This window comes from Sphingomonas sp. dw_22 (assembly GCF_018449795.1).
GTDB lineage: Bacteria > Pseudomonadota > Alphaproteobacteria > Sphingomonadales > Sphingomonadaceae > Sphingomonas.
In genome coordinates this window covers 93,410-105,110 of record NZ_JAAVVE010000011.1, presented here as the reverse complement: position 1 = coordinate 105,110, position 11,701 = coordinate 93,410, and the positions used below count along the sequence as shown (strand labels likewise).

Genomic DNA, 11,701 nt, shown 5'->3' with positions numbered 1-11,701 from the left:
CGCGCCGGAGGGACGACCGCGGCCGGTCGACGCGGGCGGGCCCGCGGACCGGGGGGGGGCCGGCGCCCAGCACCAGCGGCAGGATCTGCGAGCCCGTAGGCGCCACACCGCAGGGCGCCAGCGCCGTCTCGGCCGCCGCGATCAACCCGTGCAGCCGCGTGCGCCGCTCCGGCTCGTCGGCAAGGATGCGCAGGCTCTCGCGCACCGCGCGCGCCATCAGCGGGGAAGGGGCGGTGGTGAAGATGAAGCTGCGTCCGCGATTGACCAGGAAATCCCGCACGATCCGGGGCCCCGAGACCAGCGCGCCCTCGCAGCCGAGCCCCTTGCCGCAGGTATGCAGCGTGACGACGTTGTCCCGTGCGTGCAGCCGCTCCGCCAGCCCGCGCCCTTCGCTTCCGAACACGCCGGTCGCATGCGCCTCGTCGATCAGCAGCATGGCGCCGTGCCGGTCGGCGATTTCGGCCAGCGCGTCGAGCGGCGCGCGGTCGCCGTCCATGCTGTAGAGGCTCTCGACCGCGATCCACGGCCGCCCGGTGCCGCCCGCGCGGCGCCAGGCGCGGATGGCGTCCTCGAATGCGTCCGCGTCGTTATGGGCGGCACGCGCGGTCTCCGCCCGGCCGAGCCGCATCCCGTCATGCGCGCTGGCATGGACATGCGCGTCGTGCACGATCAGGTCGCCGCGCTGCGGCAGCGTCGAGAGCAGCGCGACATTGGCCATATAGCCATTGGCGAAGAACAAAGCCGCCTCCGCGCCGAAGAACGCCGCCGCCTCGGCCTCCAGCGCCTCGTGCTCGGGATCGTTGCCGCGCAGCAGCCGCGATCCGCCGGACCCGATCGCAAGGCCCCCGGCAATCGCCTCTGCCACGGCGACGCGGAGCCGATCCGAGCGGGCCAGGCCGAGATAGTCGTTCGACGCGAAATCCGCGCCGGCGCGGGGTGCCAGGCTCCTCAGCCGGTTGTTGCGTGCAAGCTGGGCCAGATCGTCGCGGTGGGTGGTCAACATCGCGGGCGCCTTACCGGAGGCGCCGCCGCTTGACGAGCGGGATGCGTGGATGGAAGTCTGCCGGCCTGGTGCCCATGGGCGAGCCCGCAGCGCTATCCTTCGCGGGTGACGATCACCGCGAGGGCGAGGTCGCTCACCACGTTCAGCGTCGTCCGGCACATGTCGAGCAGCCGATCGACGCCGATCACGATGCCGATCGCGCTCGGCGGGATATCGACCATGCCGAGGATCATCGCCACCACCGGCAGCGATCCGGCGGGCACGCCCGCGGTGCCGATGCCGCCCAGCACGCATACCGCCAGAACCGAGAGCTGCTGCCCCGCGCCGAGCTGCACGCCCAGCACCTGCGCCAGGAAGAGCGCGGTCACGCTCTGATAGACGGCGGTGCCGCTCTGGTTGCCCGAAGTGCCGACGCCCAGCACGAAGCGCGCCACCCGGCTCGGCAGCTTGAGCCGTTCCTCGGCCGCCTTCAGCGCCGTGGGCAAGGTGGCCTGCGACGAGCCCGTGCAGAAGGCGATGAACGCCGCCTCCTGCACGCCACGGAAGAAGACGAGGGGATTGAGCCCGCCCAGCATCCACACCGCCGAGGACAGCACCACGCCCATATACAGCAGCAGCGCGAACAGGACGACGCTGACATAGGCGCCGAGATGGCTGAGCAGATCCCAGCCGAACAGCACGGCGAGGTTGAATACCAGGCACGCCGCGGCGATCGGCGTGAACAGGATGACGATGCCGAGCAGGCGGATGCCGATCTCGAACAGGCCCTCGATCGCGGCGAGCAGGCGCGCGGTCGCGTCGGTGCGTACCAGCACCAGCCCGATGCCCAGCAGCGCGGCGAGGAAGATCACGCCCAGCACATTGCCCTGCGAGGCGGCGGAGACGATGTCGGCGGGGATCAGCCGCACCACCATGTTCAGCCCGATCGGGGCATTATCCCCCGCCGCGACGATCGATTGGGTGCCGCGCGCGCTGGCGAGCAGGTTCTGCGCGGTCGCCTGATCGACTCCGTCGCCGGGGCGGAACAGATTGGCGGCGGCGAGCCCGATCAGCGCGGCGAGCACCGAGCCGGCGACCGTGAGCGCCAGCGTGCGCCCGCCGATCCGGCGCAGCGTCTCCAGATCGCGCACGCCGCCCACGCCGCTCACGATCGCGGAGAAGAGCAAGGGCAGCGCCAGGATGAAGAGCAGCCGCAGGAACAGCTCGCCGATCGGGCGCGTCACCTGTTCGGTGAAGCCCGCGACCCAGGGCGCGCCGGGCGCCCATATATTGACCGCGAGCCCGCCGCCCAGGCCGATCGCGAGCCCCAGGAAATTCTGGATGTGCGCCGGCACCCGCCAGCGCCCGCGCATCGCCGGCGCGGAGGGCCGCGCCGCTGGAACGGGCGTCATTTTGCGGCTGCGGCCCCGCGCGGTTCTGCCGCCAGGCGTGCCATCAGCAGCGCCGATCGCTTCGCCTGGAGCGGGATCGAAGTGAGATCGACCTGCTCGCCGGCGGCATGCGCGCCCTTGCCGACGGTGCCCATGCCGGCGAGCGAATCGACGCGCGAGGCGATCACCGAGATGTCGCCGCCGCCGCGCTGCATCGGATCGAGCGGCGGCATCTCCGCCAGGCCCATGTCGCGGTTCACGCCGTTCAGGCTGGCGAGCACCGCCAGGTTGCCGGGCGTCGCGGGCATCGCCGGCAGGCCGTCATAGAATTCGAGCTTGGCATCGGTGCGCGGCAGGTGCTGCGCGACGATCGCCTGCATCCGCGCCTGGAACTTGGCGTTCTGCTCGTCGCTGAGCGCGCGCAGGTCGCCCATCGCGATCGCGGTGCCGGCGACGATGTTCTTCTTGCCCGATGCGGTGCCCACCGTCTCGGTATCGTCGAGCGACGCGGTGGCGCCGCCGGATATCAGGCCGATATTGTAGGTGAGGCCATATTCGTGGAGCTCGCGGCGGAAGGTGTCGAGGATGCGGGCCATCTCGAAGTTCGCGCCATAGCCCACGCCGTCGCTGAAGATGCCCGAGCTGTGGGTGCTGCGGCCGGTGGTGGTGAGCTTCCAGGCGTTGCTGCCGCGCCGCGCGACCGTGCCCATGTCCTTGCCGCCTTCGCGTGCCAGTCCTTCGAAATCGAGCGCGACGTCGGAGCGGTCGGCGGCCTCGATCAGGTCGCGGCGCGAGATCGCCATCGGCGTCGCCACGCGCTCCTCGTCGCCGGTCAGCACGACGATGATGTTCGCGTTCTTCAGCGTGCCCGCCGCCTGCATCGCGCGCAGCGCCGCGACGATCACCACGTCGCCGCCCTTGTCGTCGCCCGCGCCGGGGCCGGTCGCCACGTCGCCGTCGCGCTTGAAGGTCAGGAAGCCGCTCGACGGCTCGAACACCGTGTCGAGATGGCCGATCAGCAGCAGCCGCTTGCCCTTGGCGCTGCCCTTGTGCTCGGCGATCAGATGGCCGGCGCGCTTGACCTCGGTCATCGGCACCCAGCGGACGGTGAAGCCGAGCTGCTCGAACTCGGGCTGGATCGCGTCGGCCGTCCGCTTGACCCCTTCCGGATTCATCGTGCCGCTGTTGATGTTCACCAGCTTCTCCAGCAGCGCGATCGAGCGTTCCTTCTCGCCGTCGATCGTCGCGATCATCTTGCGCTCGGCGGCGGACATCTGCGCGGCGGCCGGCGTCGCGCCCAGCGCGGCGGAAAGGGCAAGCAGGCCGAGGGTACCGCGCAGGCTGGTCATCTTCATTCAAGGGTTCCTTTTTCGAGCGCGAAGGCGATCAGGCCGTCAAGGGCTATGCCGAACGCCTGTCACAAAGCTGTCGCGAGGTGTGGCTTTCGTGACAGGTTGCAGACAGTTTCGCGTCCTAGCCCTTCTCGTCCGGGATCATGGGTTGGGGGGCAGGCGATGTTCGGCAAGGCATTCTTGGCGGCGGCACTTCTGGCGGGTTCGGCCGCTGTGGCTTCGCCCACTCCTACGCCTACGCCCTCGCCGCGCGCGCTGTTCGGCCAGGATATCGGCGCGGACTATTTCCTGGCGAACTATTCCCAGCTCGAACAGCTCTACAAGACGATCGCCGCCACCTCGGATCGTGCGAAGCTGGTCGATATCGGCGCCACCGCGGAGGGCCGGCCGCAATACATGATGATCGTCTCCTCGCCGGAGAACATGCGCAATCTCGACCGCTATCGCGATATCGCCGCGCGGATGGCGCGGGGAGAAGGGCTGGACGACGATCAGGCGCATGCGCTTGCCCGCGAGGGGCGCGCGGTGGTGTGGATCGACGGCGGCATGCACGCGGCCGAGAGCATCCATGCCCAGGGGCTGATGGCGTCGGTCTATCATTTCGCGACGTCGCAGGATCCGGCGGTCAAGCACATCCTCGACAATGTCGTGATCCTGTTCGGCCATGCGAACCCGGACGGGCAGGAGCTGGTCGCCAACTGGTATATGCGCTGGCCCGATCCCAAAAGCCGGCCGCTCTACGACACCCAGGGCGGGGCGCTGCCGCGGCTGTACCAGAAATATATCGGCCACGATAACAACCGCGACTATTTCGCGATCACCCAGCCCGAGACCAAGAACATCAGCCGGATCCTGTTCCGCGAATGGTTTCCGGAGATCATCTACAACCATCATCAGCCGGGGCCGGAGGGGATGGTGGTGTTCATGCCGCCGTTCCGCGATCCCTTCAACTATCACTATGATCCGCTCGTCGTGACCCAGCTCGACGAGATCGGCGGCGCGATGCACAGCGGGCTGATCGCCGAGGGCAAGGCGGGTTCGGGGATGCGCTCGGTCGCCAATTACTCGACCTGGTTCAACGGCAGCCTGCGCACGGTCAGCTATTTCCACAATGCGATCGGCCTGCTGACCGAGATCGTCGGCAGCCCCACGCCGTTCCAGCTCTCGCTCACCGCCGAGAAACAGCTCCCCAGGGGCGACCTGCCGATGCCGGTGGCGCCCCGGATGTGGCACCTGAAGGATTCGATCGACTACGAGATCAGCATGAATGTCGGCGCGCTCACCTATGCCGCCAACAATCGCGAGCGGCTGCTGTTCAACATGTACCGGATGGCGAGCAATTCGGTGAAGGCGGGCAACCGCGACAGCTGGACGATCACGCCGGCGCGGGTCGCGGCGCTGGAGGCTGCGGCCAGGGCGGAAGGCGAGGAGGCCGGCGTGCGCGGCCTCAATCCGCGCGGCGAGGCGGTCGGCATCGACGTCGCCCTGTACGACAAGGTGCTGCACGATCCCGCCCTGCGCGATCCGCGCGGCTATATCCTGAGCAGCGACCAGCCGGACTTTCCCACGGCGATCAAGTTCGCCAACGCCCTGATCCGCAGCGGCGTCCAGGTCCAGCGCGCGACTGCGCCGTTCGCGGCGGGCGGCAAGCGCTATCCCGCCGGATCGCTGGTGGTGAAGACCGCCCAGGCCTATCGCCCGCACATCCTCGACATGTTCGAGCCGCAGGACCATCCGATGGACCTCGCCTATCCGGGCGGACCGCCGGTGCGGCCCTATGACGTGGCGGGCTATACGCTCGCCTATCAGATGGGCGTGGGGTTCGATCGCGTGCTCGACGGCTTCGACGGGCCGTTCGAGACGCTGGCGGACGAGGCCGCGCCGCCCGCGGGCCGGATCGTCGGCACGGGCAGGGCCGGCTGGATCGTCGACCATCGGGTCAACGACGCCTTCGTCCTCACCAATCGGCTGCTCAAGGCCAGGCTGCCGGTCTATTGGCTGAAGCAGGGCACTAGCGCGGGGGGCAAGAGCTTCGCGCCCGGGGCGATCTGGATTCCCGCCTCGGCCGCGGCGGCGAAGATCGTCGGCGGGGCGGCAGGCGCGCTCGGCGTCGATGCCTATGCCGTCGATGCCAGGCCCGCCGGGGATGCGCTGGCGATCCGGCCGGTGCGGATCGGGCTGGTCGATCTCTGGTCGGGCCTGATGCCTTCGGGCTGGGTCCGCTGGCTGTGCGAGCAGTTCGAATTTCCATATGAGATCGTCCGGCCGCAGCGGCTCGATGCGGGGCATCTCGAGCGCGACTATGACGTGCTGATCTTCCCCGACGCCTCCTACATCGCCGAGGGGCACAGCAGCCGCAACCGCCGCACCATCGCCCAGCCGAAGCCGGAGGATATTCCGGCCCAGTACCGCACCTGGCTCGGATCGATCACCGCTGGGAAGACGCTGCCGCAGATCGAGCGCTTCGCGCGGAACGGCGGGACGCTGATGGCGATCGGCAGCTCCACCGCGCTGGTCGATCTGTTCAAGCTGCCGGTGACCAATGCGCTGCGCGAGGCGGACGGCAAGCCGGTGGCACCCGGCAAATTCTACGTGCCGGGATCGATCCTGAAGGCGCGCGTCGATACCAGCCAGCCGCTCGGCTACGGCATGCCCGCTACGACCGACATCTTCTACGACAACAGCCCGGTCTATCGCATCGCCGCAGGGACGCCGGGCGCCGCCAGGGTCTCGTGGTTCGAGGGCGGGCAGTTGCTGCGCTCGGGCTGGGCGGTGGGCCAGGAGCGGCTCGACGGCACGGTGGGCGTCGCCGACATCTCGGTGGGGCGCGGCAAGCTGCTGCTCTACGGACCCGAAGTGCTCCAGCGCGGCGCGGCGCATGGCACGTTCAAGCTGTTCTTCAATGGCATGCTCTACGGCCCCGCCGCCGTGCGCGCCGCGAAATAAGGGGAAGCACCATGACCAAATCCGTACGATTTCGCGCCACTGCCGCCGCGCTCCTGCTGGCACCGCTGCCGGCGCTGGCGCAGGTCGCGGTGACGCCGTTCACGCCCGCGCCCGAAAAGCCCGCGCCGATCACCATCCATGCCGGCGAGCTGATCGACGGCAAGGGCGGGGTGCGCCGCGACATGACGATCACCGTGCTCGACGGAAAGATCGCCGCGGTCCGCAAGGGCAAGCCGGCCGCCGCGCCGACCTATGACTTTGCCAGGCTGACGGTGCTGCCCGGGCTGATCGACACCCATGTCCACATCACCGCGCATTTCAACGACGAGAACCGTGCGATCGAGGAAGGCGAGACGCCCGAGCAGAAGGCGCTCAAATTCTCCGAGAATGTCTATCTGACGCTGATGGCGGGCTTCACCACCGTCCAGAGCATCGGATCGAACGACGATTTCGCGCTGCGGGCGGCGATCGCCAATGGCCGGTTGCCGGGGCCGCGCCTGCTCAGCTCGGGCCAGCCGCTGCGCGATCCCAAATTGTCGCTGGATGCCATCCGCCAGACCATCGCCACGCGCAAGGCGCAGGGCGCCGATCTCATCAAGCTGATGGTCACCAAGAGCATCCGCGACGGCGGCGACCAGACCTGGACCGATGAGCAGATCGCTGTCGCCTGCGACGAGGCGAAACGGCTCGGGCTGCGGACCTGGGTCCATGCCCATGCCGACAGCGCCGTGCGCGCCGCGATCGGGCATTGCACCGCCGTCACGCACGCACAGCTCGCGAAGCTCGATACGCTGAAGCTCGCGGGCGAGAAGGGTCTGTATATCGAGCCGACCTTCGGCCTGGTCCAGCCCAACTATATGCGCAACAAGGCGAAATATCTCGGCACCGGCAATTATACCGAGGATGCCTTCAAATACATGGAAGGCAATGTCCAGGAGAACAAGGACAAGTGGCGCCGCTTCCTGACGGTGACCAACGTCACCTATCTCTCGGGCGGCGACACCAATGCTGGCGCAGAGGGCGACAATGCCCGCGAGATCATCTGGCGTGTGCAGCAGGGCCAGGATCCGATGAAGGCGATCATGGCCGCCACCTCGATCGATGCCAGGGCGATCGACCTGGGCGACCGGATCGGCGCGATCGCGCCGGGCATGGAGGCGGACATCATCGCGGTGGACGGAGATCCGTTGAAGGACATCACCGCATTGTGGCGCGTCCGCTTCGTCATGAAGGGCGGCAAGGTCTACAAGAATGTGAGCGAATGAGGCGCGGGGCCGGCTTCGCGGAGCCGACCCGCCCGATGCGTCAGGGGCGGATGACGCCCACGCCCTTCTCGATCACGATCCGGGTTCCGAACGGCGCCGAGAGCGCCTGGAGCCGCTCCAGCACGCGGCGCCCGACATGCGCGTCCGCGAGCCGGGGCACGCCACGGCCGGCACCCTTTTCGGTGCTGCCCAGGTCGAGCGGATAGAGGCGGATCTCCGCGACGGCGCCGTCGACGAAGCGGCTGGTGGCGATCACGCTCTCGAGGAACAGCGGGTTGGAATAGGCCTGGGCATTGCGCGCGAAGACCAGTTCCGGCGTGGTCACATCGGCTGCGGGCGCGACGCCATATTGATCGTACATGTCGGCCGGAATCTGATCGAGCGAGTTGTTCATCATCGCGAAGTTGCCCAGCGAATAGAAGATTGGCCGCCCCTTGTAGATTTCGATGCCGCGCAGTTGGTGCGGCCCATGGCCGACCACCACGTCCGCGCCCGCGTCGATCGCGGCATGGGCGAGCGGCCCGGCGAAATCGGCCGGCGCCTGGCTGGGATTGCCGGGCTCGTGATTGTGCAGCGAGAAGATCGTGAAATTGCCGTTCTCGTGCGCCTGGCGGATACTGCGCAGGTTCGCCTGGAGATCGGCGGGATTGAGCGCGTAGGAGAGGCCCGGTTTCCCGTCAGTACTGGCGCGATAGCGGACGCCGCTCAGCTCGATCGTCTTGCCGTCAGGGCGCGCGGCACCGGCGATCTGCGCCAGCGGCTCGATCTGCTCGGCCGGGATCAGCGTCGTGCGCTGCGTGCGGAGCGCGTTGACGCCGGGCCGGCCGGGCACTTCGCCGATCGGATCGGCGGCGCGCGACATCGGCGTGAAGCTGGTGGTTGCGGCGACCAGCCCGATGCGGCCCTTCGCCATGTCGAGATAGCGCGGAGCCCGCGCGGCGGAGAGGTTGCGATCGGCGCCGGCATGGACGATCCCGGCCGCGTCGAGCCGGCGCGCGGTCTCCAGCATGCCCTCGACGCCCCAATCGGTGCCGTGGTTGTTCGCCATGCCGACAAGATCGAAACCCATCGCGCGGACGTCCGCTGGCACGCCGGGCGCGCCGAACATCCAGGTTCCACCGGATTCGGCCTGGGGCGATCCGGCGAAATCGCCGAGATCGAGGATATTGGTCTCGAAATTCCCGAACGTCACGTCGGCGTCGCGCAGCAGCGCCAGCATGTCCGGCGCCTGTGCCTCGATCGTGGGGAGCATCGCGCGCAGATAGATCAGGTCGCCCGCCGTCGCGAGGGTGAAGCCGCCGGCGATCGGGCGGTGCGGCACCGGCTGGATGTCCAGCGGCTTGGCCACCTGCTGCGCCTGCGCCACGGCGGGACAGGCGAGCAGCAGCGCGGCGCCCAGCCAGCGCCTCATGGCAGCGCCAGCGCGACGAACTCGGCGGGCTTCTTCATCGATCCCACCGGCACGACGATGTACTGCTTGCCCTTGTACATATAGCTCATCAGCGCGCCGGTGGCGCCGGCCGGGAGCTTGATCGACGCCACCACTTCGCCGGTCGCCTTGTCGAACGCGCGCAGGCTGTCGTCGAACCAGGCCTGGAGCGGGATCTTGCCGTCCGCGGTGCGCCCCTGGATCGTCACCGGATCGGCGAGGCCCAGGAAGAACAGAGATTTGGTCGCCAGCGGCATGTCGTGGCTCGGCACGCCCAGCGGCGGCAGGTTTAGCGCGCGGATCGCCGGGTGGGTGCGCGGGCCGTCTGCATTGGCGGCGACCCATTTGATGTCGCCGCTCTTCAGGTCGATGCCGGTGACGCGGCCATAAGGCGGCTTGCTGAGCGGCAGCCCCTCCGGCCCCTCGATCAGGTTGCGGCGGCCCTTGATGTAGCGAAGATCGGTGCTGGCCGGATCGCCCGGCACGATCGTGATCCACATCACGCGGCTGTATGACGGCACGAAGAGCATGCCCGTTTCCGGATCGAAGGCGCCGCCGGGCCAGCCCGATCCGCCGTTTGTCATCTGGATGCTGCCGCGCTTGCCGTCGGTGCCCTCGACCGCCGGGGGCGTGAAGATCGGCCCGGTGACGAAGTCCCTGGTCATGTCGAGCGCGGCCGCGCGGAGCGCCGGGGTGAAGTCGATCAGGTTCTCTCCGCCCGATATCTGCGGCTCATAGGGCGCGGGCTTGAGCGGGAAGGGCTGGGTGGGGGAGGTGCGCTCGCCCGGTGTCGTCGCGGCCGGCACCGGCCGTTCCTCGATCGGCCATACCGGCGTGCCGTCGCGCCGGTCGAACACGAAGGCGGAGCCGCGCTTGGTGAGCTGCACCACGGCGGGCACGCGCTTGCCGGCGACGGTCACGTCCACCAGCATCGGCGCGGCATTGGGGTCCATGTCCCACAGGTCATGGTGGATGAGCTGCTGGTGCCAGGCGATCTTGCCGGTCTCGCACCGCACCGCCACCACCGAATCGGTGTAGAGATTGTCGCCCAGCCGATGGCCGCCATACATGTCGTTGGTGGGGGAGGCGGTGGGCAGGTACATCAGCCCCAGCGCTTCGTCCGCGCTCATCGGCGCCCAGACATTGCCTTCGCCGGTATAATCGGCCGAGCCGTTCTCCCAGGTCTTGGCCGCGGGATCGTCCTTCGCGGGGATCGGGTTGAAGCGCCAGCGCGGCTTGCCGGTGCGCACGTCGAACGCCTGGACATAGCCGGGCGGCTGCTCCTTCGATCCCGGCACGTCGGTCTGGGTGGCGCCGAGCGCGACGACGTCGCCGCACACCTGGGGCGAGCCGCCCCAGCTATAGTCGGTGGCGCGGGGCCCCATGCCGGGAACCATGTCGACGCGGCCATTGTCGCCGAAGCTGCGGATGATCCTGCCCGACAGGTCGATCGCGTAGAGCCAATGGTCGCGCACGGCGAGCAGCCGGCCCTTTCCCGCTACCTCGACATAGGCGATGCCGCGCATGCCCGAGCCCTGCACGGTATCGCCGGCGAACTGCTCCTGCACCCAGATCGTCGCGCCGGTGCCCGGATCGAACGCTTCGATCAGCCCGGCGCTGTCCTGCGCATAGAGGCGGTCGCCGATCATCAGCGGAGTCGATTTGAAATAGCCGGTGGTGCGCACGCTGGGATCGGCGGCGGCGAGCTCGGGCGCGATGCCCGGACGGCGCCAGGCGATCTTGAGCGAGGCCACGTTGCCGCGGTCGATCTGGTCGAACGGGACGTAGCGGGTCGCTGCCTTGTCGCCGGCATATTCGCGCCACTCGCCGTCCCGCGATTGGGCGATAGCGGCGGTGGAGGCCAGCAGGAGCGCGAGAGTGAGGCCGGTGCGGATCATGGCCGCGCTCCGATCTTTTCGGCCGCGAGCGCCTTGGGCGAAGCGGGCAGGGCCTTTGGGCCGGCCGGATAGCCGCCCTTGCTCATCATATAGGCGAGGATGTCGGCATAGGCTTCGTCGTCGAGGCTCGCCGGGGCATCGGCGGGCATCGAACCCTGGACCAGCCCCATCAGCTCGCCCAGCGAACGGCCCTTCCAACTGTTCCAGAAGGCGCCGGTAAGCGTGGGCGCCGCGCCACCGCCCATATTGGCGCCATGGCAGCGCGCGCAATTGGCGACATAGGCGGTCTTGCCGCGCGTGCTCTGCGCCACGGTGTAGCTGACCGTGGGCGCCGCGAAGCCTGCGCTCGCGGCAAGGCAGGCCGCGCCTGCCACCATCAATTTTCGCTTCTTCGCCATCGCGTCGCCCCTGTCTGTTCAGAGGGGCAGGCTATGGATG

Annotated in this window: 8 protein-coding genes; 2 read left to right on the top strand and 6 right to left on the bottom strand. The window is 68.8% G+C overall.

Annotated elements, in window-relative coordinates; translation table 11 throughout:
* The 3 genes from HB724_RS07625 to HB724_RS07615 all read right to left on the bottom strand — a co-directional run.
* Positions 1-1,003: 8-amino-7-oxononanoate synthase (locus HB724_RS07625; protein ID WP_213980315.1), on the bottom strand; the 1,003-nt coding region annotated here is incomplete at its 3' end.
* Positions 1,004-1,095: 92 nt separating this feature from the next.
* Positions 1,096-2,394, bottom strand: a complete 1,299-nt coding sequence (locus tag HB724_RS07620; protein WP_256731372.1) for a dicarboxylate/amino acid:cation symporter — start codon at positions 2,392-2,394, stop codon at positions 1,096-1,098.
* The gene (locus HB724_RS07615; protein ID WP_213980322.1) at positions 2,391-3,722 is read right to left on the bottom strand and encodes a M20/M25/M40 family metallo-hydrolase; all 1,332 of its coding nucleotides are present in this window, start codon (positions 3,720-3,722) and stop codon (positions 2,391-2,393) included. The genes HB724_RS07620 and HB724_RS07615 overlap by 4 nt, the downstream gene beginning before the upstream one ends.
* A 165-nt stretch (positions 3,723-3,887) precedes the next feature.
* Between HB724_RS07615 and HB724_RS07610 the strand changes: the two genes are divergently transcribed.
* Both HB724_RS07610 and HB724_RS07605 read left to right on the top strand, forming a co-directional pair.
* On the top strand, positions 3,888-6,671 hold the full coding sequence (locus HB724_RS07610; RefSeq protein ID WP_213980314.1) for a M14 metallopeptidase family protein: 2,784 nt from the start codon (positions 3,888-3,890) through the stop codon (positions 6,669-6,671).
* Between the two features lie 11 nt (positions 6,672-6,682).
* A complete protein-coding gene (locus tag HB724_RS07605; RefSeq protein WP_213980313.1) occupies positions 6,683-7,936 on the top strand; it encodes an amidohydrolase family protein in 1,254 nt (417 codons plus the stop codon).
* 40 nt (positions 7,937-7,976) lie between these two features.
* Here the strand turns inward: HB724_RS07605 and HB724_RS07600 are convergent, their stop codons facing one another.
* The 3 genes from HB724_RS07600 to HB724_RS07590 are packed head-to-tail and all read right to left on the bottom strand — an operon-like array spanning position 7,977 to position 11,661.
* Entirely contained in the window at positions 7,977-9,347 is a 1,371-nt protein-coding gene (locus HB724_RS07600; RefSeq protein WP_213980312.1) for a CapA family protein, read from the bottom strand.
* Complete coding sequence (locus HB724_RS07595) at positions 9,344-11,263, bottom strand: PQQ-binding-like beta-propeller repeat protein (protein ID WP_213980311.1); 1,920 nt, start codon at positions 11,261-11,263, stop codon at positions 9,344-9,346. Before HB724_RS07595 ends, HB724_RS07600 begins: the two co-directional genes overlap by 4 nt.
* Positions 11,260-11,661 (bottom strand): cytochrome c, encoded by a 402-nt coding sequence (locus HB724_RS07590; protein ID WP_213980310.1) that lies wholly within the window; start codon positions 11,659-11,661, stop codon positions 11,260-11,262. The genes HB724_RS07595 and HB724_RS07590 overlap by 4 nt, the downstream gene beginning before the upstream one ends.
* Positions 11,662-11,701: the final 40 nt, after the last annotated feature.

Coding starts and splice junctions, on each gene's coding strand:
- HB724_RS07610 (WP_213980314.1), top strand. CDS start 3,888: ATGTTCGGCAAGGCATTCTTGGCGGCGGCACTTCTGGCGGGTTCGGCC.
- HB724_RS07595 (WP_213980311.1), bottom strand. CDS start 11,263: ATGATCCGCACCGGCCTCACTCTCGCGCTCCTGCTGGCCTCCACCGCC.
- HB724_RS07620 (WP_256731372.1), bottom strand. CDS start 2,394: ATGACGCCCGTTCCAGCGGCGCGGCCCTCCGCGCCGGCGATGCGCGGG.
- HB724_RS07615 (WP_213980322.1), bottom strand. CDS start 3,722: ATGACCAGCCTGCGCGGTACCCTCGGCCTGCTTGCCCTTTCCGCCGCG.
- HB724_RS07600 (WP_213980312.1), bottom strand. CDS start 9,347: ATGAGGCGCTGGCTGGGCGCCGCGCTGCTGCTCGCCTGTCCCGCCGTG.
- HB724_RS07590 (WP_213980310.1), bottom strand. CDS start 11,661: ATGGCGAAGAAGCGAAAATTGATGGTGGCAGGCGCGGCCTGCCTTGCC.
- HB724_RS07605 (WP_213980313.1), top strand. CDS start 6,683: ATGACCAAATCCGTACGATTTCGCGCCACTGCCGCCGCGCTCCTGCTG.